The sequence below is a fragment of the Megasphaera stantonii genome, from assembly GCF_003367905.1.
Lineage (GTDB): Bacteria > Bacillota > Negativicutes > Veillonellales > Megasphaeraceae > Megasphaera > Megasphaera stantonii.
This window is the reverse complement of the sequence record NZ_CP029462.1, coordinates 1,615,220-1,640,907: the sequence shown is the minus strand read 5'-3', so window position 1 is coordinate 1,640,907 and position 25,688 is coordinate 1,615,220. Positions and strand designations below refer to the sequence as shown.

Annotated in this window: 26 protein-coding genes; 16 read left to right on the top strand and 10 right to left on the bottom strand. The window is 53.6% G+C overall.

From position 1 onward, the window contains the following. Nucleotides 1-99: 99 nt before the first annotated feature. The 3 genes from DKB62_RS07695 to DKB62_RS07685 all read right to left on the bottom strand — a co-directional run bounded on the left by DKB62_RS07695 (nt 100) and on the right by DKB62_RS07685 (nt 5,026). The gene (locus DKB62_RS07695; RefSeq protein WP_107195323.1) at nt 100-798 is read right to left on the bottom strand and encodes a metallophosphoesterase family protein; all 699 of its coding nucleotides are present in this window, start codon (nt 796-798) and stop codon (nt 100-102) included. A gap of 1,586 nt (nt 799-2,384) precedes the next feature. Then, the gene (locus DKB62_RS07690; RefSeq protein ID WP_107195325.1) at nt 2,385-3,752 is read right to left on the bottom strand and encodes a sodium/glutamate symporter; all 1,368 of its coding nucleotides are present in this window, start codon (nt 3,750-3,752) and stop codon (nt 2,385-2,387) included. A gap of 110 nt (nt 3,753-3,862) precedes the next feature. Beyond that, nucleotides 3,863-5,026 carry an alanine dehydrogenase gene (locus tag DKB62_RS07685; protein ID WP_107195326.1) on the bottom strand — a complete coding sequence of 388 codons (1,164 nt, stop codon included), beginning with the start codon at nt 5,024-5,026 and terminating at the stop codon, nt 3,863-3,865. 535 nt (nt 5,027-5,561) lie between these two features. Between DKB62_RS07685 and thiS the strand changes: the two genes are divergently transcribed. The 5 genes from thiS to DKB62_RS07660 all read left to right on the top strand — a co-directional run bounded on the left by thiS (nt 5,562) and on the right by DKB62_RS07660 (nt 9,244). After that, nucleotides 5,562-5,756, top strand: coding sequence for a sulfur carrier protein ThiS (gene thiS / locus DKB62_RS07680; protein ID WP_087477249.1), 195 nt, complete (start codon nt 5,562-5,564; stop codon nt 5,754-5,756). Nucleotides 5,757-5,821: 65 nt separating this feature from the next. Next, a complete protein-coding gene (locus DKB62_RS07675) occupies nt 5,822-6,592 on the top strand; it encodes a thiazole synthase (RefSeq protein WP_107195327.1) in 771 nt (256 codons plus the stop codon). Between the two features lie 12 nt (nt 6,593-6,604). Further along, the gene (gene thiH, locus DKB62_RS07670; RefSeq protein ID WP_087477247.1) at nt 6,605-7,768 is read left to right on the top strand and encodes a 2-iminoacetate synthase ThiH; all 1,164 of its coding nucleotides are present in this window, start codon (nt 6,605-6,607) and stop codon (nt 7,766-7,768) included. 340 nt (nt 7,769-8,108) lie between these two features. Further along, nucleotides 8,109-8,705, top strand: a complete 597-nt coding sequence (locus DKB62_RS07665) for a thiamine phosphate synthase (RefSeq protein WP_087477246.1) — start codon at nt 8,109-8,111, stop codon at nt 8,703-8,705. Nucleotides 8,706-8,722: 17 nt separating this feature from the next. Next, the gene (locus tag DKB62_RS07660) at nt 8,723-9,244 is read left to right on the top strand and encodes a cysteine hydrolase family protein (protein ID WP_087477245.1); all 522 of its coding nucleotides are present in this window, start codon (nt 8,723-8,725) and stop codon (nt 9,242-9,244) included. Nucleotides 9,245-9,763: 519 nt separating this feature from the next. Here DKB62_RS07660 and DKB62_RS07655 read toward each other — a convergent pair. The 3 genes from DKB62_RS07655 to DKB62_RS12885 form a co-directional block, all read right to left on the bottom strand. Then, on the bottom strand, nt 9,764-10,852 hold the full coding sequence (locus tag DKB62_RS07655) for a glycerol dehydrogenase (RefSeq protein ID WP_107195328.1): 1,089 nt from the start codon (nt 10,850-10,852) through the stop codon (nt 9,764-9,766). A 181-nt stretch (nt 10,853-11,033) separates the two neighbouring features. After that, nucleotides 11,034-12,485, bottom strand: a complete 1,452-nt coding sequence (locus tag DKB62_RS07650; RefSeq protein WP_107195329.1) for a 4-hydroxyphenylacetate 3-hydroxylase family protein — start codon at nt 12,483-12,485, stop codon at nt 11,034-11,036. A 344-nt stretch (nt 12,486-12,829) separates the two neighbouring features. Continuing rightward, on the bottom strand, nt 12,830-12,955 hold the full coding sequence (locus DKB62_RS12885) for a hypothetical protein (RefSeq protein WP_275895601.1): 126 nt from the start codon (nt 12,953-12,955) through the stop codon (nt 12,830-12,832). A 113-nt stretch (nt 12,956-13,068) separates the two neighbouring features. Between DKB62_RS12885 and DKB62_RS07645 the strand changes: the two genes are divergently transcribed. The 11 genes from DKB62_RS07645 to DKB62_RS07595 all read left to right on the top strand — a co-directional run bounded on the left by DKB62_RS07645 (nt 13,069) and on the right by DKB62_RS07595 (nt 22,684). Next, on the top strand, nt 13,069-13,362 hold the full coding sequence (locus DKB62_RS07645; RefSeq protein ID WP_107195330.1) for a NifU family protein: 294 nt from the start codon (nt 13,069-13,071) through the stop codon (nt 13,360-13,362). Between the two features lie 9 nt (nt 13,363-13,371). After that, entirely contained in the window at nt 13,372-14,076 is a 705-nt protein-coding gene (locus DKB62_RS07640) for a MaoC family dehydratase (RefSeq protein WP_107195331.1), read from the top strand. A 23-nt stretch (nt 14,077-14,099) separates the two neighbouring features. Beyond that, nucleotides 14,100-14,336 (top strand): acyl carrier protein, encoded by a 237-nt coding sequence (locus DKB62_RS07635; RefSeq protein WP_107195332.1) that lies wholly within the window; start codon nt 14,100-14,102, stop codon nt 14,334-14,336. After that, complete coding sequence (locus DKB62_RS07630; protein ID WP_107195333.1) at nt 14,320-15,000, top strand: MBL fold metallo-hydrolase; 681 nt, start codon at nt 14,320-14,322, stop codon at nt 14,998-15,000. Before DKB62_RS07635 ends, DKB62_RS07630 begins: the two co-directional genes overlap by 17 nt. Continuing rightward, complete coding sequence (locus DKB62_RS07625; RefSeq protein WP_107195334.1) at nt 14,990-16,051, top strand: LuxE/PaaK family acyltransferase; 1,062 nt, start codon at nt 14,990-14,992, stop codon at nt 16,049-16,051. The genes DKB62_RS07630 and DKB62_RS07625 overlap by 11 nt, the downstream gene beginning before the upstream one ends. Then, entirely contained in the window at nt 16,044-17,228 is a 1,185-nt protein-coding gene (locus DKB62_RS07620; protein WP_107195335.1) for an acyl-CoA reductase, read from the top strand. Before DKB62_RS07625 ends, DKB62_RS07620 begins: the two co-directional genes overlap by 8 nt. A 12-nt stretch (nt 17,229-17,240) precedes the next feature. Next, entirely contained in the window at nt 17,241-18,647 is a 1,407-nt protein-coding gene (locus DKB62_RS07615; protein ID WP_107195336.1) for an AMP-binding protein, read from the top strand. Between the two features lie 10 nt (nt 18,648-18,657). Beyond that, the gene (gene rpoN / locus DKB62_RS07610; protein WP_107195337.1) at nt 18,658-19,926 is read left to right on the top strand and encodes an RNA polymerase factor sigma-54; all 1,269 of its coding nucleotides are present in this window, start codon (nt 18,658-18,660) and stop codon (nt 19,924-19,926) included. Between the two features lie 40 nt (nt 19,927-19,966). Then, the gene (locus DKB62_RS07605) at nt 19,967-21,418 is read left to right on the top strand and encodes a sigma-54 interaction domain-containing protein (RefSeq protein ID WP_087477234.1); all 1,452 of its coding nucleotides are present in this window, start codon (nt 19,967-19,969) and stop codon (nt 21,416-21,418) included. A gap of 68 nt (nt 21,419-21,486) precedes the next feature. Next, a complete protein-coding gene (locus tag DKB62_RS07600) occupies nt 21,487-21,855 on the top strand; it encodes a DUF134 domain-containing protein (RefSeq protein WP_107195338.1) in 369 nt (122 codons plus the stop codon). Continuing rightward, on the top strand, nt 21,848-22,684 hold the full coding sequence (locus DKB62_RS07595; protein ID WP_087477232.1) for an Mrp/NBP35 family ATP-binding protein: 837 nt from the start codon (nt 21,848-21,850) through the stop codon (nt 22,682-22,684). Before DKB62_RS07600 ends, DKB62_RS07595 begins: the two co-directional genes overlap by 8 nt. A gap of 66 nt (nt 22,685-22,750) precedes the next feature. On the opposite strand, the gene DKB62_RS07590 is transcribed toward DKB62_RS07595, so the two are convergent. The 4 genes from DKB62_RS07590 to DKB62_RS07575 form a co-directional block, all read right to left on the bottom strand. Beyond that, entirely contained in the window at nt 22,751-23,170 is a 420-nt protein-coding gene (locus DKB62_RS07590) for a SoxR reducing system RseC family protein (protein ID WP_107195339.1), read from the bottom strand. A 276-nt stretch (nt 23,171-23,446) separates the two neighbouring features. Next, complete coding sequence (locus DKB62_RS07585; RefSeq protein WP_087477228.1) at nt 23,447-23,725, bottom strand: glutaredoxin family protein; 279 nt, start codon at nt 23,723-23,725, stop codon at nt 23,447-23,449. 43 nt (nt 23,726-23,768) lie between these two features. Further along, complete coding sequence (locus DKB62_RS07580; RefSeq protein WP_107195340.1) at nt 23,769-24,164, bottom strand: NifB/NifX family molybdenum-iron cluster-binding protein; 396 nt, start codon at nt 24,162-24,164, stop codon at nt 23,769-23,771. Nucleotides 24,165-24,355: 191 nt separating this feature from the next. Further along, the gene (locus tag DKB62_RS07575) at nt 24,356-25,678 is read right to left on the bottom strand and encodes a L,D-transpeptidase (RefSeq protein WP_232818727.1); all 1,323 of its coding nucleotides are present in this window, start codon (nt 25,676-25,678) and stop codon (nt 24,356-24,358) included. Between the last annotated feature and the right edge of the window lie 10 nt (nt 25,679-25,688).

The window sequence follows — 25,688 nt, the reverse complement described above, 5'->3', positions numbered from 1 at the left end:
AGTTAAGGCTTTTTTTCTTCGTTAGGACTCTTTTGACAATAAAAAATGACTTGCCGCACAGACGACAAGTCATGATTCGTAAATTATATTGTGGCGAAATCACTTTTTCTCAATTGGCACGATGTCCTGATATATCCATGCGGCCACGGAGTCGTCCCTGATGTAATCGACATGGAAATGGCCGAAGTACCATTTCTTATAGGTCATCAGTTCTTCCAGGCCGCTCAGGAGCTGGGACGTCTTGCAGCCTTCAATCCATTGGCTCATATTGGGCACCTGGTCGACAAAGCGGGCCGGCGCCGTATGAGTGATGACGTAATCGACGGTGAAATCATGGGCCGTCAGGTTCTTGGCGGCCTTGTCGAAGTTGTCTGCCGATGCCTCTTCCTGGGGCCACCAGGAGACGCTAGGCCAGCGGAGGGCCTTGTCTGTCGACTTGGCGCCGCCGAAGGTGAAAAAGGTCTGGCCTTCGATGGTAAAGACTTCGCCGCGCAGCAAATGGTAGAGATTGGGCCGAAGTTCATGGACCCGGCCGCCGGACCAATTTTTCACCGGATAGCGGCAGAGCTGGTCAAAGTTTTCATGGTTCCCATCAACGAACAGGACCGTATACGACAGCTGGGCCAGCCATTCCAGCCACTTATGATCTGTTTCATCCGATTCACCGACCCAGGGGATTCCGAAATCACCGCAAATGATGATATAATCCTCCGGATTCATATGAATCCCGCGCTGAGCCAATGCATTCATCCCCAATCTTTTCGGATTGGCGTGAATGTCACCGGTAATATAAATCATTGAATCATCTCCTCAGCCATAAAATAAAAGAGAGCAAGCCCGAAAGCTTGCCCCATTTTTATTTTGGCACCATTTTTCATAGATTTCAGGAGATACTCCTGCTGAACTTATTTTTATCAGGCTTCATTATTTTTGTACAGATTGTGATTTCAATATGAGTGCAAATAAAGATGAACAATACATATTGCAACTCACCGGCGTACATCGATTGTGAGTTTCTCGAGATCCACCAGCAGGGCGTACACAGACAAGCCGGCAAATTTGGCGAGCTGCTGGACTTATTTTTTGCCAGGCTTTTACTGAGCGGTACCGGTGATTCTCCGCCGGCCCTTCTCGGTTTAGGGAAAAGCAAACGAACCCGTTAGGTGCCTATCTGGTTAATTATAATTATACACTCGTTTTACTCGCTCGTCAATAGATTTTTGTATATAAAACCAAAATGGCTTTTTATTACCACGACCTTGTCTTTATTTTTACAAGTACTATATTTAACAAATAAAATGGCTTAATTAAGCCATTTTATTTGTATACACATACACGTGTGTATGTGTATATGTAGTTCCTCGTAGATTGAATCGCGGAATATTTATTTCTATATATGAATAATTAATTCAGAATGAGAGGGTCGTAGGTTCGAATCCTATTAGTGGCTCCAGAAAACATGCGGGTTCCCGAAATTGGAAACCCGTTTTTTTGTATGCAAAATGTACCTGGAATGTACCTTATGATAAATTTATAGATATAGTATTAGGTTTCTGAAACAGGTGTGATGTCCATCCCTTTCGGGAAGTACTCCTGCAGCATTTCTTTGTATTTTCATTGCTGCCCCGGCGTACATAATCTGATACATTAGGATTGCGATATTCCAAGCGCAAACAGCCAGCAATTTCTGTCGGAAACCCATACTGGGGGAAGAAGGAAAGCCTTTACGGCCTCGTATCATGCTGTATCTTCTAACCGCTTCTACGGCCTGCAGGAGATACGGCGGCGCGTAGAGCGGTTACCAGCAGTTACATGCCCTGTACCGTATTTCTGCGTAATTTCCGGAGTAATGGGCGAAGGAGGCCGGCCAAGTTTGGCAGCAATTTGAGCCCTAGAATAGGATTTTGCCCGAAAAAAGAGTATCTTTTCCCGTTCATATAGTACAAGATGAGGATAGCAGCACACAGGGTTCCTCCGATATACAAGTTGTTTGGTAACCGCTAGTATACCAAAAACCGTTGTGTCATTTTTTCTTGTAAGCATTGCACCTAGATGATAACTTCATCATTCGGTTTATCCGGATATGGCGCAGTCATATCAAAGCGCTGCATGTGACTGGGAGAATTTGCAACCTACATATCTTTACATTGGATCCTGTCAAATACAAGCTGCTGTCGATGCATTACTTTCATATCAGAATTAAAATATTAATAGGGCTGCCGCACTGTTAACGTGCGGCAGCCCTCATGTTGCTGCGATTTATATTGATTTTAAATACAATGCATACGCTGCTGCGCGGGATTTAACAGGAATAGCGCATTAACGCAGTTCATTCATTACTGCACGGGCAAACCTCTTTTTTGATGAAAATCCGGTTCATATTATCAGAACTCTTGCTCCGCAGGGCGGTTCAGAGGCATCTTGAGCCACCACCACTTAAAGACGCGGTTGAGAAGGATACAAGCCGCAAAGATCACAATATAGAGGATAATAAACTGCCAGTGCTGGCCGCAGAGAAGCATACTGGGGGCCATGGACCAGGCAAACATTTCAAAGGGAGTGGTCAGCGGCCCGGCCAAGGCAGTATCGTTTAGGGTCTTGGACTTGTTTTCCGGGTCCACGATGCGCAGCAGGATAAAGCCGATGGCAAACACACCAGTGGAATAGCCCCACACAAAGAGGGAGCGCTCAAACCAGCTGCCTTTATTCATGGCAGCGCCAAAGTACATCAGCGTGAGCACTACCAGCACCATGCCGAACAGCAGCAGCAACAGCAGCGGTATAGCGTACTCTACAATAACGGAGATCTTAATAGAGGCGATACCGAAAAACACCAGATAGTCCGTGGCTGTGCCGGAGATGCGGCTGATGACCGTATTGTCCATATAATGCCCTACTCCAGTTTTTTGGAAACACAGGAACATAGCCATGCCAATGAGGAAGGCCAGCAGATAGCTGGGCAGGTCCAATCCTATAGCGTCCTTGATCCACCCGTTGGCCAAGAAGCCCGCGCCGGAAGCTATCAAAAGCAGGGCCAAATGCCAGGCCAGGGGATCCAGCACTACGGAGGCGACGGTCTCCTTACCCATAGAGCCCCGATTCTTCTCATCCTTGATCAGGCCGGTCTTCAAGTCTCCGGAGATGTACTGGAAGCTCTCAATATACTTGGTCCAGCCTCGCTTGGTTCCGATCTTGATAAAGAACAGCCCTCCGAAGATGCCGGACAGGATGCCCACCGTGGCGCAGGTCATCCCAATGTCGGTGGCGTCAGTAAAGCCCAGCTCCGCCATGGCAGATCCCACTGCAGCGGCGGTGCCGTGGCCGCCGGAGAATCCGGAAGCCAGCAGAAATCCAAAGCCGTAGTTGATCTCCGGGAACAACTCGGAAATCACCAGCACCCCAAACAAAGGCGCAAAGGCGAACTGGATGGCCTGAGCCAGCACTTTGTAGGAGAAATAGGAGCCAACCCGCTCCACCTCGGACTTAAATTTGGTCTTGGAGAAGGAGAAGCCCCCCATGCCCACGGCCGCAAAAATCAGGATGATCAGCACGCCGGGATAACTGCCAATGGAGTTGGAGAAGGGCAGCACGTTCAACCCCTGATTCCCCAGGACCAAAGCGATAAAACCGGCAATCATGCTGGCCGGCACAAAAAATTTCTGAACCAGAGGCACCTTGGCCCGGATTAACTGTCCAATCACAATAAACAGCGAGGCAAAGGCAAAGTCCAGTAAAAAGTCGTTGACGCTCATAAAATTCCTCCCATGAAATAAAATAAAGGGAAAGTCCCGCCGGGGTGGTTCTCCTCAGCAGGACTTTCCCAAACTCGCCAAGCTCTCCACACAGAGGGCTGCGAGTATGCTTAGAGCTGAATGAAGTTTTCCGAACGGGTATTCGTAGTGCGGGGAGCGGGATCCAGTTCCCGATCCGCTATCCCCAGAATATCTTCAGGGCGAACCCAGGGCCGGTTTTGGATAGCGCTGGTTTCCTCATGGGTGAGGTATCCCTGATAGGTAGTCAAGCTGCGCCGAAGGAATCCGTCCCGGGCGCAGGCCTCTGCTACCCCGTTGTTCAAAATGGAACGGAAGTGGGGAAGCACTGAGGCAGCATAGGCGATGGAGGTCGACTGGGCAATGGCGCCGGGGATGTTGCTGACGCAATAGTGAACCACGCCCTCCTCGATATAGCGGGGATCGTCGTGAGTGGTTTCGTGGAACGTCTCAATAGCGCCTACGTCGTTGCTGATATCTACGATGACGGAGCCCTTCTCCATGGAGCGGACCATTTCCCGGTCGATCATGTACTCCGTGGCGTTCTTGGGCCAGCGCACGCAGTTATATACTACGTCGATTTCCGGCAGAAGCTTTTTCAGGTTGTACCGGTTGGAAATCTGGGTATTGATTTCCTCGTTGAACTGCTGGGAAATATCCCGCAAAGTGCCGATATTTATGTCCATCACGGTCACCCAGGCCCCCAAGGCGTGGAGGACAGATACACAAGCCCGGCCCACGGTACCGCCGCCCAGTACCAGAGCTTTGACGCCAGGCGCGCCGCCCAGGCCATTGACAAATTTTCCCTTGCCCCCGTGGATAGACAACAGGGAATCAAGACCCATCAAGGCCCCCATTTTGCCAGCTGCCTCACAGTTAGGGGAGCCATACCGATGGCTGTCCTCAGCGCTGAAAGAGATGCACTTGCTGTCCAGAAGAGCCTGCACCTCTTGGGGATGAGCGGCAGGATGAATGCAGGTCAGGATGATCTGATTCTCCCGCAGCAGGGGAAACTCACAGGGCTCCAGTTCCTTGACCTTGGTAACAAAGTCACATGTCCCATAGATTTCCTCCATGGTGTCCACCAGTTTAGCGCCCTCTTTCTCATACTGCTCGTCCGAAAAGCCCGCGCCGATACCGGCGCCGCGCTGGACGTAGACCTCGTGGCCGTCGCCCACAATGGCGTCGACTTCCGCAGGTGTAACAATGGTGCGGTATTCGCCGGTTTTGATATCCTTTAACAGTCCGAATTTCATCTTAAAATCCCTCCGTTTTGTATGGCATGGATCAAACTCCAGCCGTTGATTTTGCAATTTTATAAATAAATTTATCTCGATTTCTTCAAAAATCGAGATGGTTTCAAGGTCTGTATGCACAAAAACGCCAATAAAAAAAGACCAATAATTGTATTATAATACAGTTTTCAGACATGTCAAGCAGAACTCTCTCGGCTAATAGTGTAAAGTAGTTGTAGGTATTTTTTGAAAGGACATTTTCAATAGTTCCTTTAACTAGTTGATATGGCTGCTATCGTTGCGTTATAAACGCCATGCAGCCATATGCCGGTACGGGTATTGCCGTTACATTATACGTCATTTACTCTTATATAATAAATTTTCCCACAATTAGTTTGCGCTGTCATATGTACTAAAATTCACGAATATCTTGACAAGAAGCATCTATTCGCTATAATAATATGTAGAGTGTGACTGACAAAGCCGCACGAAGGGGTACACCACCGCGGGTGTAATTCTCTTCGTGCGGCTTATTTTTTATGAAAGGAGAACGCCGATGGTACGAATTAATGGAAAAGAAGTCCAGGCTGCGGGCATGAATTTGCAGGCCTATTTGGACCAGGAAGAGCTGCGGCCGGAACGCATCGCCGTCGAGCTGAACGGCGCTATCGTAAAGCGCGGAACCTATCGCACCGTCACCTTATGCGACGGCGACACGATGGAAATCGTCCAGTTCGTCGGAGGAGGCTGATAGGCATTCCCCGCACAGAAGTACCATTATCTCATACAGCAGCAAATACAAAGGAGTTGTTTCTCATGGAACAAAAAGACACGTTGATTCTCGGCGGTCATGAATTTACATCCCGCTTCATTCTCGGTTCGGGCAAGTATTCCGTCAACCTGATTCAGGCTGCCGTCGAACAGGCCGGCGCGCAGATCGTCACGATGGCCCTGCGCCGCGTCGAAGCCGGGCAGAAAGATAATATCCTCGACTTCATTCCCAAGGGCGTAACCCTTCTTCCCAACACGTCGGGCGCCCGCAACGCCGACGAAGCCGTCCGCATCGCCCGTCTGTCCCGCGAAATCGGCTGCGGCGACTTTATCAAAATCGAAATCATGCGCGATTCTAAATACTTGCTTCCCGACAATGTCGAAACGGTAAAGGCGACGGAAATCCTGGCCAAGGAAGGCTTCGTCGTATTGCCCTACATGTACCCCGACCTGTACACGGCCCGCGACCTCGTATCGGCCGGCGCAGCCGCCGTCATGCCCTTAGCGTCGCCGATCGGCTCCAACAAGGGCCTGTCCACGAAGGATTTCATCCAAATCCTCATCGACGAAATCGACTTGCCCATCATCGTAGACGCCGGCATCGGCCGCCCGTCCCAGGCCTGCGAAGCCATGGAAATGGGCGCCGCCGCTATCATGGCCAACACGGGCCTGGCGACGGCAGGAGACCTGCCCCTCATGGCCAGCGCCTTCCGCAAGGCGATTGAAGCAGGCCGTCAGGCCTATCTGGCCGGCATCGGCCGCGTCAGCGAAACGGCATCGGCGTCAGACCCGCTGACAGGATTCTTGGGCGACTAAGGAGGTACGACGATGACAGAACAACGCATTGACCACATGACCTATCTTCCGGGCATGGAAGTCCTTGATTCGAACATGCTCGACGAAGTGACGAAATACCACGACGCCTTCCATGACGAAGACTATACGTCCCAAGACGTCGAACGGGCCCTGAATAAGCAGCACCTGGAACCGCGGGACTTCATGGCCCTCTTGTCGACGGCCGCCGCTCCGTATTTGGAACAAATGGCCCAGAAGGCCCACATCGTGACGCGCCGCCATTTCGGTTCCAACATTTCCATCCTCACGCCGATTTATTTTGCCAACTACTGCGACAACTACTGCATCTACTGCGGCTTCAACTCCCACAATAAAATCAAGCGGGCCCGCCTGAACGACGAAGAGCTCCACCGCGAATGCCAGAACATCGCCAACGCCGGCATCGAAGAAGTCCTCATGCTGACCGGCGAAAGCCCGAAGATGTCGGACATTCAGTACATCGGAAACGCCGTCAAGATCGCCCGCCAGTATTTCCGGGTCATCGGCATGGAAATCTACCCGGTCAACTCCGACGATTACAAATACCTCCACGAATGCGGCGCCGACTACGTTACGGTATTCCAGGAAACGTACAACTCGACGAAATACGAAACGCTGCACCTGGCTGGAAATAAGCGCATCTTCCCGTACCGCTTCTATTCTCAGGAACGGGCAATTTTAGGCGGCATGCGCGGCGTCGGCTTCGCTGCCCTTCTCGGCCTCGACGACTATCAGAAAGACGCCGTCGCCACGGGCATGCACGCCTACCTCATGCAGCGCAAATATCCTCACGCTGAAATTTCCTTGTCCTGTCCGCGGCTGTGCCCGATTATCAACAACGATAAAATCAATCCGAAAGACGTAGACGAACGGAAGCTCACGCAGATCATCTGCGCCTACCGCCTGTTTCTCCCCTATGCGGGCATCGTCGTATCGAGCCGAGAAAGCGCCCGGTACCGCAACGCCATCATGAAAATCGCCGCTACGAAGGTATCGGCCAGCGTCTGCGTCGGCATCGGCGGCCACTTGGAAGACGACGGCTCCGAAATGGGCGACGAACAGTTTGAAATCACCGACAGCCGCTCTTTCGACGAAATGTACGCCGCCATCAAGCACATGGGCCTGCAGCCTGTGACCAGCGACTACATCTATGTATAAGCTATCTCCTTTTTATAACCTAACTATAGAAACGGCAAAAACAGCTTGCAGACTAATCCACTGCCAAGCTGTTTTTGTTATCTCCCCCTGCTGTCTTTGCTATGATTATTTATCATTATTTCTATATCTTCGCGGCATTTATTTTGTTAGATAAATCTCCAGAAAATACTTATTTTTGTAAAAATTTATACAGTGTATGCCCTTACATCATTTATTTTTAGAATGACCTATATTCCTACCGTATAAACATTGACGGAGCTATGAGATTAATATATAGTAATAGTATATATACATTATAATTTTATGTCATTATACTATACAACGATCGGGTGATATTATTGTGTTAAAAGTAGTTGCAATAACAAATCGCGAACTTGCCACGACGAATTATTGGGACCAGCTTGAACAAATCGCCGCGTCCGACGTCGATACCATTGTTCTTCGCGAAAAAACGCTGTCAGAAGATGAATACGTCGAATACGCAAAAAAAGCGCTGCGCCTGTGCAACATGCACGACAAGACGTGCATTCTCCACCACTTCGGCAAAGCGGCCATCCGCCTGCACGTTCCCCGTTTCCAGTGTTCGCTGGAGTATTTGGAAACCCATTCGTCCCTTCTCTATTATATGACGACCCTGGGCGTTTCCGTCCATACGCCGGAGGAAGCAGCGCGCGCCGAAAAGCTGGGCGCAACGTACATCATGGCCAGCCACGTATTTCCGACAGACTGCAAAAAAACGATGCCGCCAATCGGCACGCAGACCGTCCAGGCCATCTGCGACGCCGTGTCGATTCCCGTCTACGCCTTAGGGGGCATCAATCTTCAAACGGTCAAAGAGCTCGGCACTACGCCCGTTGCCGGCGTCGCCCTCATGTCAGGGCTCATGGTCTGCCATGACGTGCCGGCCTATGTCCGCGAACTCAAGCAGCAGCATTAAGGAAGAAGGGATACTGTATGAATCAGGCTTACGTCATCATCGACATGCAGAACGACTTCATCGACGGCGCCCTGGGGACCAAGGAAGCCCAGGCCGTCGTACCGCGCATCGAAGCTAAAATCGTCGCCAGCAAAAAGGACACGTCCGTCAGCACCGACTTGATCTTCACGCAGGATACGCACGGAGAAAATTACTTAGACACGCAGGAAGGGCAGAAACTTCCGGTCCCGCACTGTATCAAGGATACAAAGGGCTGGAATATATGCCGTCAGCTCCTGCCGTATACCTTATTTGCCACTATCTTGGAAAAGCCTACCTTCGGCAGCACCGATTTGATTGCTGAAACGGCGGAATACGACCGCATCGTCCTCATGGGCGTATGTACGGATATCTGCGTCATTTCCAACGCCATGCTGCTGAAAGCCTTCTATCCGGAAAAAGAAATCTGCGTCGACGCTTCATGCTGCGCCGGCGTCACGCCGGAAAGCCACGCGCGGGCCTTGGAGGCCATGAAAATGTGCCAAATTGATATCCTTTAAAGCGATTTTCACCTTGTAAATTCTTCAGGATATGATATACTAACCATGAAGAATGAATGAAACAAGGAGCATTGTAGATGCACCGGACGAACCCCCTCACAGCGGCCACTATGAGGGGGTTCTAACGCTATTTATACCGGCGCTTCGGCAAGGCTGGTTGCTCACATCTTTCTATTCAGCCATCTGCAAATGTAATTCGCTACTACACTTGCCATAATAGAAAGAATGAATGAAACAAACTCCTGCATTGTATCTGCCACCCCCTCCCCGTTGCGGTTTGGGTAAGCAACGCTCTTAGTATATCATACGCAAGAAACCTTTGCCTTAGGACTTCCTTGCAAATTTCGCATGGAGGATTCATCAGTCATACAGCCAGTCCCTTTCAAGAGCCTTCATCTTAAACATAGCCTAAACAACCCATAAAAAAGATGTCGCCGAAGAAACCGATCTTTCTTCAAGCGACATCTTTTTCATTATATTACGGGGTTATCAGCTGCCGGTATTCGAGCAACCATAACCTTAGGCGCGGCCAGCCGCGTCGGCTGCCATAATGGCAGCGTACACTTCGTCAGCCGTAATATCGGCGCGGACGTTTTTCGTAAACTGCGTCGGAACTGTCGCTGCGGCGGCAACCTGGCGAAGTTCTTCTTCTTTTACGTCCGTAATGCCCATATCGGCTAAGCACGACGGCAAGCCAACGGACTTGATATACTGCAGAACCGTATCCCATTCTTTCTGCGGAGCCTGTTCCAGCTGCAGCTGTACCAACAAACCGAAGGCTACCTTTTCGCCGTGAGACATGCCGTGCGCCTGAGGCACATAGGCAAATCCGTCGTTGACGGCATGCGCCGCAGCCAGGCCGCCGTCTTCAAAACCGACGCCGCTCAAATATACGCAGGCTTCGACGACGGCTTCCAGTTCCGGCGTGACGACGTGCTGTTCTACAGCTTCCAAGGCTTTCAGAGAATCCTTGAGGAGCGTCTTATAGCACAATTCGGACAAAGCCATCGCCGTCATAGAGCACTTGCCGCGGGACATGGTCTTTGCGCCGCTGCGGTAGCAGGCACGGGCTTCAAAATACGTCGACAAGGCGTCGCCCATGCCGGAAACGAGGTAATGCTTCGGAGCCTGGGCAATGATTCCCGTATCGACGAGGACGACGTCGGGGTTGCGGTGCATCATGAGGGCCTTGATGACCACGCCTTCATCGTTATAAATGACAGCTACGCTGCTGCATGGCGCGTCGTTAGACGCAATCGTCGGAATAATGACAGACGGCAATCCGCCTAAATTCGTAGCGACGGCCTTCGACGTATCGAGAGCTGTGCCGCCGCCGACGCCGACAATGACGTCGCAGCCGTTGTCTTTGGCTACCGTCATCGCATCTTCAATGGCCTGCTTGGTGCACTTGCCGCCGAATTCACTGAATACGACCTTTTTATCGGCGCTTTCCAGTGAGGCCGCAATGCGGTCGCCAATGCGCTTCTTATTGTTGGGAGACAGCAACACCAAAAACGTCGTCCCTAATTTTTTTACATACTTGCCTAACTTATCCAATTCGCCTTCGCCCTGGATGTAGTATCCAGGAGCTTTCAATCCAATTGCCATGATAATCCACCTTTCTCATTACCCATGATCTTATAATGCAAAATCTCCCTGTCAGGTAAACGTGCCGGCGCACGCCGCCTGCAGGGAGATCTTGCCTTGCAACTGCATATCGCCTGAGGAAAGGAGTCAGGCCTCAAGGCAGATATGCTTTATACATCATTCATAAGCAGTGATACCAAAATTAGTCTTCAATATGCGCAATAGCTTTAGCCAGCTGTTTCTTCATGCGCAAGTTGCCCTGACGGGAAATCATAATGCGCTGTGCCTGCGGCGAGCCTGCACCGTGCATGGATTCTGTACGGTAGCCGACAGCTGCCGTGCCAAGGCTGAGGTTTTCGATGAGGCGCAGTACTTTCAAGCGGTTTTCCGTCGATACGGAGCTTACGCCGCGGAGATATTTTTCAACGTACGGCCCGATCTTCGGATCGCGCAGGTCTTTTTCGGACGGAGCCGTTACCATGAGGCCGCCGGCAATATCTTCGGCAAGGCGGACGATTTCATAGGGGAAACGGGTGACGTTCTGTTTGCAGACGTTTGCCAGCAGGAGATCGATGAGGTAGTTGCCCGAAGCGGTCTTCGTGCCCAATGCGGAGCAGGCGATGCCGCAGGCATACAACGTTTCGTTGAGGTGCTGCATTTCGATAAGCTTATCTTTGATATGAGATGCCTTCGGGCAGCCGTTGTAATCGGCAGCTAACGCCGCGGCGCCGATGAGGACGTCGCCTACGCCGACCTTGCAGCCGCCGTAAGACTGACGGTGGTAACCGGCGAAGCGTTCGACGAGAACGCCGGCAAATTCATATTCGCCGTTGAGGTAGATGTTTTCGTTCGGAATGAATACGTTGTCGAAGATAACGAGAGCTTCCGTGCCGCCGAATTCGGGGTTGCCCGTATCCATTTCGGCGCCTTCGAGCTTACGTGTATCGCAGGACTGACGGCCGACGATCATGAAAATGCCTTCGGCGTCGGTCGGGCAGGAGAAGGAAATAGCGTAGTCCTTGTCGTCTTCGCCCATAGCAATCGTCGGCATGACGATAACTTCATGAGAGTTGATGAAGCCCGTCTGATGAGCTTTTGCGCCGCGGACGACGACGCCGTCGGGGCGGCGTTCTACGACGTGGAGGTACAAATCGGGATCTTCCTGTGCGTGGGGAGCCAAGCCGCGGTCGCCCTTCGGGTCGGTCATGGCGCCGTCAACTGTAAGGTCCTGCGTCTGCACCCGTTTCATGAAGGTCATGAAGTTGTCATGATAGTGAGTGCCGTATTTCTGGTCGATATCATACGTCGTGGAGAATACGGCGTTGAAAGCGTCCATGCCTACGCAGCGCTGGAAGCAGGAAGCCGTTTTCTGGCCGAGGAGACGCTGCATTTTTACTTTGTTCATCAAGTCAGTCGTGCTCTGATGAATGTGCGTAAAGCGGTTTACCCGTTCGCCTGTATACGGAGACATAACGGTCATCAAATCCTGGTATTCCGGCATCTGAGCCAAGTCATAAGTCATGCGGACAGAATTCAGAGACGGACGGAGAATCGGGTCGTCTACAGGACATTCTACTTTTTTGCCAAACATGTATACCTGCAAATTCAGTTTTCTCATGCTTTCAATATACTGTTCGCCAGTCATTAACGTCATAAATAAATCATCCTTTCCGGGAAAATACATAGGGAGATAGTAAAGACTGCACGGACACACAAAGGTCTCGTTTCATTGCAGTGTCTTGCTTATATAATTAGCAACAATCGTGCCAAGTTGATGCGATTAGGCTGAAATTCAGAAAATTTTTTCTGCAAACAGGAAATGAATCCATGATTGTGGGGAAAAATAAAAATCTTCATGCCTCTTTTTGCTTCATTTTTGGTTCTTACCATAGGCAAATATTGTCTTTTGTGCTAAAATTGCAACAAGAGAAATCGCGTTGTTGTTTCAATAATGGTTCAATAGTTCTGAATACGTCATTTTTGGCACAATAATAGATATCAAAACCAATTTTGTTTCAAAACAGGAGATGCGACAGGAGAAATTGCCGGCAGTTTGACAAAAAACGGTGCATCACGCCGCTTCACCGCCTTGTATTTTTCATTTTCACTTGGATTTTTTGCCATTTTCAGCTGGGATAATCCTGCGCGCAGGCCGGCAGAGAGCTTCCCCCACAGCATTTGGCATAGTTATTGCTTATATATTACCATATAATAGTTAAGGAAAAGGAGTGACCCCCATGTCTACAGCTACTCGCGCCGAAATCGAAGGCGTATTGGACACCTACGTCCGCCCGTCGTTGGCTTCACATCAAGGAAACGTCGTCGTCGTCGATTATACCGACAAGGTACTTCGCATCCGCCTGACGGGAAAATGCAGCGGCTGCCCCTCTGCCCAATTAACAACAGAAGAGCTAATCTCTGCAACGGTCAAAGAACACATCCCTGAAATCGAAGACGTCATCTTAGTCAGCGGCGTCAGCGACGAATTAATCGCCCAGGCCAAGGCCATCTTACAGAACGGGCACTTGTAGGAGTTCCCCATGAAGATAGGGATAAAATACTGCGGCGGCTGCAACAGCCGGTACGACCGCACCAAAGAAGTGGAAAAGCTGAAGAAACAATTTCCCCAGCATGAATTTACCTACCAGGTAGATACGGCCATCTGCGATATCTGCCTCCTCGTCTGCGGCTGCATGACGGCCTGCGCGTCGCCGGAGGGACTGGCGGCCAAACGCTTCGAGCAGCTCTGCACGCCGGCCCAGTTTACCCAGCTGGCGGCGGCGCTGAAAGCAGAGTCCGACGACCAACGGCCGGAGAAAAAACACCTTTGCGCCGGTCATACGGCGTCGGCGCAAAAGACGATAACCGAAGCCGATATACAAGGCTTTGCCGCCCTTACGGGAAATTACGGTAAGCTCCACGCCGACGCGGCCTTTGCCGCCCAATGCGGATTTAAACGGCCCGTCGTCCCGCCTTCGCTCGTCGAAAGCCTGCTGTCAGCCCTCATGGAAACGCAGCTTCCCGGCGACGGCGCCATCCTCATGGAACGCAGCGCACGCTTTCCAAAGCCGGCGTACGTCGGCGACACCGTGACGTCGACGGCAGCAGTGCTGGAAATAGGGCCGCACGACCGCGGCTACGCAGCGACATTGCGCGGCGTCTGTACGAATCAAAACGGAACCATTCTCGCCGAAGGCATGTACTGCTATCTGCTGCCGGAGGCATTGTTTTCCTGTACTCTTTAACTAACGACAGAAAAGGTGATACTATGACAAACTTAGAAAAATACGACAAACTCTTCATGACCAACTTCAAATTGACGAAAGACCAGCTCCCCGGTTTAAAATACCGTTCCATCAAATTATGGGACTCCATGGGCCACATGACGCTCATGGAAGACATGGAAGATACCTTCGACATTTCCATTGATACGCCGGACGTATTGGCTTTCAGCTCTTATGAAAAAGGCATGGACATCCTCCGCAAATATGGAGTCGACATTTAAACTCCCTGAGCCGGCATGCCTGGTCGATCCATTGACGGAAAGCAACTGCTATATCTTCACGTCCGGCAGCAGCGCGTTGCTCATAGACCCGAACAATGCCGACCTAATCAACACGTATGCAGCGGAACACCATATCGTCCCGGAATACGTTTTGCTCACTCACGAGCACTGCGACCACATAGCCGGTCTCAACGACCTGCGCAGCCGCTGGACCCTCTCCGTCGTCGCCAGCAAAAAATGCAGCGACGGCATCCAAAATACGAAGATGAACATGACGCGCATCATGGAATCGTATCTGTATTTTAAAAGCGGCGGCAAGCTGCACGTCTCGTATCCGAAATTTACCTGTCAGGCAGCGGATATCGTCTTCGACGCCCCAGTCTACGATTTCGTCTGGAAGGGACACTCCTTCCGCTGCATTGCCGCTCCAGGCCATACGCCGGGCAGCATCTGCATCGTCGCCGACGACGCTCTCTTGTTTTCCGGCGATTACTTCATTCCCGGCGAAGAAGTCATTACGCGCCTGCCCGGCGGCGACGACGAGGCCTACCAGACCGTCGGCAAAGACGTACTGCGTTCCCTGCCGACCCCCATTTGGACCTATCCCGGCCACGGTCTTCCTTTCATGCTCACCCAGGAGGTGAAGAAACAGTATGGACTATAGCCAATGGCTGTCGTACGCGCCCTACGCCTGGACGCAGGAAGAAAAAGAAAAGCAGTATCTGCCCTATTTTCAAGAGCTGACAGAGAATCATCGCCGTCATTGCCGGCCCTACGGCCAAGCCCTCGACGTATTCGGGTACGGCAGTCAGTTTTCGGCGCTGGAGCAGATTCCCATGGTGCCAATCCGCTTATTCAAATACTTAAAACTGCAGAGCATTCCTGACGAAGAAATCTTCAAGATCATCACGTCGTCGGGAACGACGGGCCAGGCTCGCTCCCGCATCGTCCTGGACGCGGCGACGGCGCAAAACCAGCAGCTCACCTTATACGCCATCGTCAAGGATTTTCTCGGCGCAGGCCGCGTGCCCATGCTCATCGTCGATTCGCCGTCCGTCTTTACTGACCGGGCGGCGTTCAACGCCCGCGGAGCCGCTATCCTAGGCTTTTCTATTTTCGCTAAGAAAAAGTATTACGCCTTGATGGACGACTTGACCTTAAATAAAGAAGCCTTGCAGGCCTTCGCCTCCCGCACGGGGCCGGTCCTCATTTTCGGCTTTACCTTCATGATTTGGAAATATTTGTGCCAGGCCATTGCCGAGGCAGGCCTTTCCTTCGACTTTTCCAATGCCGTCGTCATCCACGGCGGCGGCTGGAAAAAAATGGAAGCCCAGGCCGTGTCGGCCGAGGCTTATAAGCGGCGGCTGTACGACCAGTTCCGCATTTCCCGTGTCCATAACTACTACGGCATGGCCGAGCAGACGGGCTGCGTATACATGGAATGCGAAGCCGGCCACCTCCACGCCAGCATTTTTTCCGACGTCATCGTCAGAGACCCGGAGGATTTCTCTCCCTGTCCCATAGGAAAATCAGGAATCCTTCAGGTTCTTTCTCCTATGGCCGTCTCTTATCCCGGCCATTCGCTTTTGACGGAGGACATGGGGGCCATCTTAGGCGTTGACGATTGTCCCTGCGGCCGCAAGGGAAAGTATTTCCGCATTGACGGCCGCATTCCGCAGGCTGAAATCAGGGGGTGCAGCGATACTCATGAATAATCAATACACGCTTTTAGCCGGCTCTATACCGGAAAAACCATTCCCGATGAAGCCCTTCGCCCCTGTCGTACTGGATTTTCTTGCCGTACTGTCGCACGAGCTGCGTCATCATCCCATAGCCCGGACCGAACCCGCCTGGAGTACTCTTGGCTTCTGGCTGCGGCCCAATCACCTTAAGCAGCTGAGCCCGCATCTTTCCCAGCAGGAAGCCCGCCTTGGACGGGGCCTCATCTTTCACATCGCGCCGGCAAACATGCCGACCATCTTCGCCTACAGCCTGTGCATTTCCCTGCTGGCTGGAAACGGCAACATCGTCCGCGTCTCACCGCGCCTGGCTCCGGCTGTCGCCCCTATATGCGATGTAATTCACAAGATTTGGCAGGACGACAAATTCGCCGCCTTGCGCAGGCAGAACGCCATCGTCACCTACGGCCGCGACGACGAGCTGACAAGCCGTTTTTCTCAGCAGTGCGACGGCCGCATCGTCTGGGGCGGCGACAAGTCTATCGCTGAAATACGGACCTTTCCCCTGCCGCCGCAAGGCGTAGAATTGGTCTTCGCCGACAGATATTCCTTCGCCGTCTTCGACTGCTCCAGTATTCAGAACGGTTCGGACGACGAGCTGCGCGCCTGGGCGCACCGCTTCTACAACGACACGTACGAAGCCGACCAGAACGCCTGCTCCAGCCCGCGCTTCGTCTTCTGGCTCGACGAAAGGGGCTCGGCCTTTGAAGCGGCGCAGCGGCGCTGGTGGGACGCCGTCGCTGCCGAAGCTAAAGCCTATGACCTGCAGCCCATCAAGACCAGCGGCAAATACACCGACGCCTGGGAATTCGCCATGACCCAGCCGCACCTCCAGTCGGCGGCCTTCCGGACCAACAGACTGTACGTATACACCCTGTCGTCCCTGCCGCCGGACATTACGGCCTTATCAGGCTCCTTCGGCCAGTTCTTCCAATTCCCAATCCGAACCCTCGACGAAGTCCTGCCCTTTGCCGTCAAGAAGGTCCAGACCGTCTCCACCCTGGGCATCGATCCGGCAGTGCTGAAACAGGCCCTCGTCGAAGCCGGCGCCATGGGCGTCGACCGCATCGTACCGGTCGGCCAGGCCTTGGATATGAGCGTCCTGTGGGACGGGTACAACATGCTCGAAGCCCTGTCCCGCGTCATAGAGTGAGGAGGCTTTCCTATGTATTTCTTTGACAAACATCCCAACTTCAAGGCGCATACGCTCTTTGAAGACGATTGCGGACAGGCGGCGACATATGAAACCTGGTATGCCCACGCCGACGAGCTGGGAGGCATCATGCCGTCCCGGTCCCTGGCGGCCATCGTATGCCGCAATACCATCGGTTCGGCCTTGTCTTACTTGTGCTGCCTGCAACGCCGCGTCGTTCCCCTGCTCATAGACGAAGCCATGGACGACGAGCTGAAGCAGGGACTCCTGGCCGCGTACCGCCCGGAATTCATCTTTTGCCCCTGCGGAACAGAAGGCGGCAATCCCCTCTATTCGCTGTATGACTACGACGTATACCGCCATAATAATACGTCGCCGGCCTTATACGAAGACCTGGGCCTGCTGCTGACGACGTCAGGCAGTACGGGAAGCCCGAAGCTCGTCCGCCTGAGCTACGACAACATCCAATCCAACGCCGCCTCTATCGCCCAGTATCTGGAACTAACCGCCGCCGACAGGCCCGTATCGAGCCTGCCCATGCACTATACCTTTGGGCTGTCCGTCATCAACAGCCACGTCCTCTGCGGCGCGGCAGAATGCCTGACGACGGCGACGGTTTTCGACGCGGCCTTTTGGCAGTTCTGCAAGGAAAAAAGAGTGACGTCCATCGCCGGCGTTCCCTTTACGTACGAATGCCTGCGCCGTCTGAAATTCACCAAAATGGAGCTTCCCGACTTGACGCTGATGATTCAGGCCGGCGGAAAATTGTCGAAAAAATTACAGAAGGAATTCGGCCAATACGCTGCCGGCACGGGAAAGCGCTTCGTCGTCATGTACGGCCAGACCGAGGCGACGGCCCGCATGTCCTACCTGCCGCCGGCAGACTGCCTCCGCAAGATCGGCAGCATCGGCGTCGCCATCCCCGGCGGCTCCTTCCGCATCTTGGACGACGACCACGCCGAGCTGACCGAACCCAACGCAATCGGCGAGCTGTGCTACGACGGCCCCAACGTATCCCTGGGCTACGCCCATGGCGCCGACGACCTCCAATTAGGAGACGAACGGCACGGCCGCCTGCTTACGGGCGACTTGGCCTACTGCGACGAAGACGGCTTCTACTATATTTCCGGCCGCAAAAAACGGTTTGTCAAAATCATGGGCAAGCGGGTCAACATGGACGAAGTCGAGCAGCTGTTCAAAAACGCCTTCGCCGACAGGGATTTCGCCTGCACAGGCGGCGACGACGACCTGCTCGTCTTTACGACGGCTCCGGAAACGGACTGCTCCGACTTGGAGGATTTCCTCGTCGCCAAGGCGGGCCTTCATCCCAGCTGCTTTACCATCCGCTCTGTCGCCGCGATTCCCAAAAACTCGTCGGGCAAGACGCAGTATACGGACTTGCCCGGCCTAAAGGACTGAGGATATGCCAATGGACGCACGTATGACCCTTACGCAAGAACAAATTCAAAAGCTGTCGGCTATGCAGATCCAATCGCTGCAAATCCTGTCCATGTCCTCGGAAGACCTGCGCAGCCTGCTGCAGAAGGAGTCGGAAGAAAATCCCTTTCTCGATTACCATCCGTCGTCGTCCCGCGGCGGCGCAGCAGAATTTCTCCAGTTCGTCGCCGCGCCGGACAAGGACAGGATCAAAAATTTCCTCATAGAGCAGCTCAATCCTAGCCAGTTTACCAAGCCCCAGTGGGCTCTGCTGAATTATCTGGCCCAGTGCGTCGACGACCAAGGCTATTTGACGGTGACGGAACAAGATGTATCGCGCTTTCCCCTACCGGACGGACTGTTTTCCCAGGCCGTCGCCATCCTGCAGGGCCTGCATCCGCCGGGAATCGGCGCATCGTCGCTGCAGGAGTGCCTGAAATTGCAGCTGCGGCGAAAGGGTGAGCTGACGCCCTTAGCGGAAACCCTCGTCGACTCGTTCTTAGAAGATATCGGGAAAAACCATATCGCCGCCGTCTGCCGGGCCCTGGGCCTTCCGAAACAGCAGGTCCTGCCGACTATCCGGCGCATCCGCGCCCTCGACCCGGCCCCGCTGAAGGGCCTCTTTGACAGTGCAGACGCCTACGTCGTTCCCGACGTCGTCATCCGGCCAACCGAAGGGGAATATGAAATTATCCTGAACGACACGTGGTTCGCCTCCTATTCCATGAGCGATTACTATATCGCCATGATGCATCAGGCCGACGACCCGGATATCAAAACCTATTTCCAGCAGAAGCACGCCCGCTGCTCCCTGCTGCTCCACAATATAGAACGCCGGCGCCAGACCCTCGCCGCGCTGACCGGCGCGATTTGGGAATGGCAGCGCGAATACCTGGAGACTCACCATGCCCTGCGGCCTATGACGCTCAAGGACATGGCGGAGAAAACGGGACTCCATATATCGACGATCAGCCGTGCCATCAAGGACAAATACGTGCAGACGCCGTACCGGACCCTTCCCTTCAAGGCCTTATTCCAATGCCCCCTGCGGAAAGACGGCCAGTCCCTTTCCAAAGACGCCGTCAAGAAAGCCCTTTGCCAGCTGATCCGCGAAGAAGATAAGGAACGCCCGTACAGCGACGCCCAGCTGGTAGAAATGCTGTCGGCGCAATTCCATACAGCAATTTCCCGGCGAGTTGTTCAAAAATACCGCAGCCTGCTTCATATCCCCAATTCTTACGCGCGAAAGATCCAGCCATGACCGCCCTACACTAAACAGCATGCTGGAAGAGAGGAGTCCTATGGGAACGAAAGAAATTTTTTCCACTGTCGCCGAAGCGGCAGAACACCTGAACGCGATTATCGAATACTCCTTCGACGGTATTTTCATTACCGATAAAAACTGCAACGTCCTGCGCATCAACCATTCGTACGAAGAAATTACCGGCCTGACAAAAGACGAAATCTTAGGAAAGAATATGGCCGATTTGGTGCAGCAGAAGCTCATCTCCGAGTCGGGCTCTCTCATCGTGTCCCGCACGAAGCGGCCCGTCACCTTGCAGCAGCGGTTCAAATCGGGGAAGGAAGCCCTGGTCACCAGCTCGCCTATTTTCGACAAAAACGGCGAACTCATCATGATCGTCACCAACGTCCGCGACCTGACGGAAATATACAACCTCAAGGAATCGATACAGGAAAAGACCGACGCCATCGAGCGCCTTCGCCTCGAGCTGGAACACATTCAGACGCCCCTTACGGAGCGGGAGCTCATCGTCCGCGATGAAACGGCCCTGGCAGCCATGGTATTGGCCAACCGCGTCGCCCCCATGGACACGACGGTCATCTTGTTCGGCGAAACAGGCGTCGGCAAGGAAGTCATGGCCCGCTATATCTACCAGCACAGCAGCCGGGCCAAAAACAGCTTCATCCAGGTAAACTGCGGGGCCATCCCGCCCAGCCTCATCGAAAGCGAGCTCTTCGGCTACGAAAGCGGCGCCTTTACCGGAGCCAGCCGGGGCGGAAAAATCGGCCTGTTCGAATTAGCCGACAAGGGAACCCTCTTTCTCGACGAAATCGGCGAGCTGCCGAAAGACATGCAGGTCAAGCTGCTGCGAGCCCTTCAGGAGCAGGAAATCATGCGCGTCGGCGGCACCAAGCCGATAAAAATCGACGTGCGCATCATCGCGGCGACGAACCGCAATTTGGAAGACATGGTGAAGAACGACCAATTCCGCGAGGATTTATACTATCGCCTCACAGTCTTTCCCATTTCCATCCCGCCCCTGCGGTTCCGCAAAAAGGATATTACCCCCCTGGCCCTGTCGTTTTTGGGCAAGCTCAATCAAAAATACAATTTTAAAAAGAGGTTTTCCAACATTTCCATTCAGCTCCTGAACGAATACCCCTGGCCCGGCAATATCCGCGAGCTGAAAAACATCGTCGAACGGGCCGTCATCATCAGCTCCGGCGACGAAATCAAGCCGGAAGACCTCCACCTGCTCCGGCCGACGAACCCTGTCGTCCCAGCCGAACAGGCAGCCGAAGAAGCCGCGCCGGAGACGGCCGCCGAAGTACCGGACGAACTCCCTTCCGACTTAAACGAAACGCTGGAAAAGCTGGAATACCATTACCTGACGATGGCCTACGAACAGGAAGGCAACGTCCGCGCCGCCGCCAAGGCCCTGGGCATCACGCCGTCGACCTTTGTCCGCAAGCGCAAGCGGTATGAAGAAACCTATGGAAATAAGGCCTGAGGCATTGTTGACATATGTCATCTATACTTTTATAATAATACTGAATCACTGAAAAGGGAGGTAATTCCATGCCGAGACCGCCGCGGTGCCGCCGCGTCTGTTCTCTGCCTAAAGCCGGCGAGTTCGCCCCGTCCGGCTGCGCAGCCGACGCAGAGGTCATCATCATGCGCATTGATGAATACGAAGTCATCCGCCTGATCGATTTGCTCGGGCTGACGCAGGAGCAGTGCGCCGCCCAGATGGACGTGTCCCGCACGACCGTCACGGGGATTTACGACGGCGCCCGCCGAAAGCTTGCCGACGCTCTCGTCCATGGAAAGCGCCTTCTCATCGAAGGCGGCCACATACAACTCTGTGAACATGCCGGCTCCTGCCGCCATACGCGCTGTCAGGCCGGAAAATGTAACCCCAAAAAGGAGAATGATAGTAATGAGTGAAAATTGCAATCACGACTGCTCCAGCTGCAGCAGCGAATGCTCCAGCCGCACGCAGCCGCAGAGCCTCCAGGCTCAGCCCCATGAAGGAACGCACGTAAAGCACGTCATCGCCGTCGTCAGCGGCAAAGGCGGCGTAGGTAAATCCCTCGTCACGTCCCTCATGGCCGTACAAATGCAGCGCCGCGGCTTTAAGACGGCAATCCTCGACGCCGACATCACCGGCCCGTCCATCCCGAAGGCCTTCGGCCTGACAGAACGGGCTACAGGCGACGCCAACGGCATTTTCCCTGTAGAAACAAAATCGGGCATTAAAGTCATGTCCATGAACGTACTCCTGGAAGACACGACGGCTCCCGTCGTATGGCGCGGACCGGTCATTTCCGGCGCCGTAAAACAGTTCTGGACCGACGTCGTCTGGGGCGATATCGACTACATGTTCGTCGACATGCCGCCGGGAACGGGCGACGTCCCCCTGACGGTATTCCAGTCCCTGCCGGTCGACGGCATCCTCATCGTCACGTCGCCGCAGGAGCTCGTCTCCATGATCGTCGAAAAGGCCCTGAAGATGTCGGAAATCATGCATATCCCCGTCCTCGGCCTCATCGAAAACATGAGCTATTTCGAATGTCCCGACTGTCATTCCCGTCATGAAATCTACGGCCCGAGCCATGTAGAAGAATCGGCGGCCAAATACGAAATCCCCCATACGGCTAAGCTGCCTATCGACCCGGAATTCGCCATGCACTGCGACAAGGGCGATATCGAAAGCTACGTATCGGACAGCTTGACCGATACGGCCACATACCTCGAAGGCGTATTAAACAAATAATCACCTCTCTACAATACAAAAGGCTGGCCCGAAGAACTCCTGTGTCTTCGGGCCAGCCTTTTGCATTTACGACTCGTCGTCTTCTGTTTCGATGATCTCCGTAATCGTAGCCTTCGTATCAATTTTCTTTCCCAGGGACGAATCGTACAGCTTGACCAATACGGCGCTGACTATCAATCCGGCTGCCGCGCCGATCAAGGCCGACAAAACCGTCGCGCCGAAGGAGTAACCGCCGATGCCGCCTAGTATAACCAGGAACAAGGGGACGATAAAGCAGATAAAAGCCCCCATGATAAGGTGCTCGTCCTGCACTTCATACCGCACGTCCTGCCCTTCCTGAGCGCCGAGGCTGTTTCTCGCCGTCACGTAGACGTGCTCGGCGCCAAAGCAGGCGCTGCAGGCAACGTATAAATGATCGCGGTTGACGCGGACTTTCGCCAGGCCGCCGTCGAGGATTTCCGTAATGGTGCCTTCTCCAATTCGCATATGACTCCCTCCTCATGTATCTAAAAAATAATCATTATCCATTGAGTATCTTTAGTATAGCACACTTTACATATCAAATCAATACTTTTTTAGTTCACTTTTATCGCATGATATACCCCTCTATGTTGTCAAAATCCAGGAACTGAAGAATTTTCCGGCTCTGGCCTGTGGTTCCCTCAATCAGTCTGATGCCGGCCTGTCGCCGGAGCGCGCCGCTTCCCTGTACGCAAAAAATACCTGCCGATTTCTGTGGGAAAAATCAGCAGGTATAGTGACCTAAGCCATAGCAGCGTCGAGGGCTGCCTTCACATGGCTCTTAATTTCATCATAAGACTGCCCCGGCTGGGCTTCATAGAGCTTTTCTGTGCCGATGAACATGGACGGCACGTAATAGTAGGAGTGTCCCTGGACGACGTCGGGAGATTCCGATTCTTCATACCAATGGACGGGCACCTCGCCGTAGGCCGGATTTTCACTGACTAATTCTGCCAGCGCCGCCTTCGCGTTGCGGCAGTAGGGGCAGCCGTTTAAATAAAATGCCGTAATTTCTTTCATCTTCAACCCTTCTTTCGCTGTCGTATATGGTCTTGCTTTGTGATTAGTGGTGATGGCCACAGCCGTGTTCGCCGCAGGCATGATCGCCGTGGCCGTGTGCATGGTCATGATGGTCGCAGTGCACGTCGGGATTAAAGGAAAGCGTTCCTGCCAGCAGGGCTGCTACGGCTTCGTCTGCCGACCCCTGCACGCCGCCGTACAAGGCGATGCCGGCCTGGGCCAGGGCCATTTGCGCGCCGCCGCCGATGCCGCCGCAGATCAGCGTATTGACGCCCTGAGCCTGCAAAAATCCAGCCAGCGCGCCGTGGCCGCTGCCCATCGTGTCGACGACTTCTGCACTGACGACTGCGCCGTCTTCTACTTCGTAAATCTTAAATTGTTCCGTGTGGCCGAAATGCTGGAAAATCTGGCCCTGTTCATATGTAACTGCAATTTTCATACTTGTCCATCCCTTTCTATGACCGGCTGATGCCAGCCTGTGCGACGTTTTATTTTTGACATATGTCAATTATAAATCACTATATTCTATTTGTCAACACGAGACCGCTCCATAGAAACAAAAGAAAACGGCCCGCCGTAGGAAATCGCCTTAAATACAGGCGATTCTCCCTACAGCGGAGCCGTTTTTTATCACGTCGTCTTCAGCGACGGGCCGTCCGTCGGCGATATGGTCACGCTTACAGCCGCCTTAGGCGCAGGCGGCGCTTGGGACTGCATGTTGTAAATCAAGTCCCCCGTCAGCGTGCCGGACAAATGAAACAGCCTGTCGGCAAAGGCGGCATTTACGTATACGACGTTATTTCTCACGACGCCCGGAGCCGAGCCGTAGGGGCTGGTCAGCAGCCGGCGGCTGTTGTCCCAGTGCAGATCCAGGCGCAGCACCGTGGCGACGGCGACAGCCGGAAGATAGGTGATGCCGTGAGCTTTCAGGGCCCGCAGGGGCAGCTTCTTCCGGTTTACATACAGGTCGTACGCTTTGGCAATATACGTCGGCTGCCCGTCTGACGCGGCGATTTTGGCGGCGATGGATTCGGCCGTCACAAAGTTTTCCACGCCGTAGCCGGCTAAGGCCCGCCGCACGTCCTGAACGGTCAGCGGCTGCCAGCCGTAGCCGTCGGGATAGATGTAGTACGATACGGTATGATCCGCCGCGCTGTCGATGACGATGCGGTCGTAATAGACCATGACCGGCGTGCCGATAGATACGAGAGGATACAGCTCTTCCACGTCTTTCTCATGCATGCGGACGCAGCCGTTGGACACGTAATAGCCGACGGAGGAAGGATTATTGGTCCCATGAATGCCGTAGGTACCGTGAAAGCCGATCCAGCGATAGCCCAGGGGATTTTCGGGGCCCGCCGGAATCTGTACGGTCGTATCGCTGGGGTCGATCCACGTCGGGTCGACTTCCTTCGTCTGCACGCTGTAAAAGCCGGGCGGCGTCGGCGTAGACGGCGTGCCGACGCCTACGTGATACATGCGGACTTTTTTGCCGTTTTCATACAAAATGAGCATACGGCTGGCTGCGTTGATGCCGATTTTTCGGCCTTGCTCCGTCTGTTTCCGGGGCTTCGGCGTCGTTTCCGCGGGGGCCTTTTTTATTTCTACCGTTACATCCGGCGGCATTTTCGATTGTACCGTCACTACCGGAGCCGGAGCCGCTTGTCCGGCCTGGTCTTTTCGGTCTTCGCCGGTTTTCGTTCCGGCGTTGCGATCCTGCTTTTTGTCTTTGGAAGAACGGGCAGGCGCAGATGTATCGGCAGAAGCAGGCTCACCCGCTTCCGCGCGGCTGCGAGGCGGCGCACTGTCCGCGTCAGACCGGCGGCTCTCGTCCTCTGCCGTCTGAATCTGCGCTGCCTGCACCGACAGGACCGGCGCAGGCGGTTCTGCAGCCAAGGCAATTCCGGCTGCTGCGGCCCATGTACAGGCCAGGGTCAGTAAATGTCTCTTCATGTACGCTCCC

What these genes read in the sequence shown, in the direction of transcription:
- DKB62_RS07695 (WP_107195323.1), bottom strand. Translation starts at nt 798, where the DNA reads ATGATTTATATTACCGGTGACATTCACGCCAATCCGAAAAGATTGGGG.
- DKB62_RS07690 (WP_107195325.1), bottom strand. Translation starts at nt 3,752, where the DNA reads ATGAGCGTCAACGACTTTTTACTGGACTTTGCCTTTGCCTCGCTGTTT.
- DKB62_RS07685 (WP_107195326.1), bottom strand. Translation starts at nt 5,026, where the DNA reads ATGAAATTCGGACTGTTAAAGGATATCAAAACCGGCGAATACCGCACC.
- thiS (WP_087477249.1), top strand. Translation starts at nt 5,562, where the DNA reads ATGGTACGAATTAATGGAAAAGAAGTCCAGGCTGCGGGCATGAATTTG.
- DKB62_RS07675 (WP_107195327.1), top strand. Translation starts at nt 5,822, where the DNA reads ATGGAACAAAAAGACACGTTGATTCTCGGCGGTCATGAATTTACATCC.
- thiH (WP_087477247.1), top strand. Translation starts at nt 6,605, where the DNA reads ATGACAGAACAACGCATTGACCACATGACCTATCTTCCGGGCATGGAA.
- DKB62_RS07660 (WP_087477245.1), top strand. Translation starts at nt 8,723, where the DNA reads ATGAATCAGGCTTACGTCATCATCGACATGCAGAACGACTTCATCGAC.
- DKB62_RS07655 (WP_107195328.1), bottom strand. Translation starts at nt 10,852, where the DNA reads ATGGCAATTGGATTGAAAGCTCCTGGATACTACATCCAGGGCGAAGGC.
- DKB62_RS07650 (WP_107195329.1), bottom strand. Translation starts at nt 12,485, where the DNA reads ATGACGTTAATGACTGGCGAACAGTATATTGAAAGCATGAGAAAACTG.
- DKB62_RS12885 (WP_275895601.1), bottom strand. Translation starts at nt 12,955, where the DNA reads ATGGCAAAAAATCCAAGTGAAAATGAAAAATACAAGGCGGTGAAGCGG.
- DKB62_RS07645 (WP_107195330.1), top strand. Translation starts at nt 13,069, where the DNA reads ATGTCTACAGCTACTCGCGCCGAAATCGAAGGCGTATTGGACACCTAC.
- DKB62_RS07640 (WP_107195331.1), top strand. Translation starts at nt 13,372, where the DNA reads ATGAAGATAGGGATAAAATACTGCGGCGGCTGCAACAGCCGGTACGAC.
- DKB62_RS07635 (WP_107195332.1), top strand. Translation starts at nt 14,100, where the DNA reads ATGACAAACTTAGAAAAATACGACAAACTCTTCATGACCAACTTCAAA.
- DKB62_RS07630 (WP_107195333.1), top strand. Translation starts at nt 14,320, where the DNA reads ATGGAGTCGACATTTAAACTCCCTGAGCCGGCATGCCTGGTCGATCCA.
- DKB62_RS07625 (WP_107195334.1), top strand. Translation starts at nt 14,990, where the DNA reads ATGGACTATAGCCAATGGCTGTCGTACGCGCCCTACGCCTGGACGCAG.
- DKB62_RS07620 (WP_107195335.1), top strand. Translation starts at nt 16,044, where the DNA reads ATGAATAATCAATACACGCTTTTAGCCGGCTCTATACCGGAAAAACCA.
- DKB62_RS07615 (WP_107195336.1), top strand. Translation starts at nt 17,241, where the DNA reads ATGTATTTCTTTGACAAACATCCCAACTTCAAGGCGCATACGCTCTTT.
- rpoN (WP_107195337.1), top strand. Translation starts at nt 18,658, where the DNA reads ATGGACGCACGTATGACCCTTACGCAAGAACAAATTCAAAAGCTGTCG.
- DKB62_RS07605 (WP_087477234.1), top strand. Translation starts at nt 19,967, where the DNA reads ATGGGAACGAAAGAAATTTTTTCCACTGTCGCCGAAGCGGCAGAACAC.
- DKB62_RS07600 (WP_107195338.1), top strand. Translation starts at nt 21,487, where the DNA reads ATGCCGAGACCGCCGCGGTGCCGCCGCGTCTGTTCTCTGCCTAAAGCC.
- DKB62_RS07595 (WP_087477232.1), top strand. Translation starts at nt 21,848, where the DNA reads ATGAGTGAAAATTGCAATCACGACTGCTCCAGCTGCAGCAGCGAATGC.
- DKB62_RS07590 (WP_107195339.1), bottom strand. Translation starts at nt 23,170, where the DNA reads ATGCGAATTGGAGAAGGCACCATTACGGAAATCCTCGACGGCGGCCTG.
- DKB62_RS07585 (WP_087477228.1), bottom strand. Translation starts at nt 23,725, where the DNA reads ATGAAAGAAATTACGGCATTTTATTTAAACGGCTGCCCCTACTGCCGC.
- DKB62_RS07580 (WP_107195340.1), bottom strand. Translation starts at nt 24,164, where the DNA reads ATGAAAATTGCAGTTACATATGAACAGGGCCAGATTTTCCAGCATTTC.
- DKB62_RS07575 (WP_232818727.1), bottom strand. Translation starts at nt 25,678, where the DNA reads ATGAAGAGACATTTACTGACCCTGGCCTGTACATGGGCCGCAGCAGCC.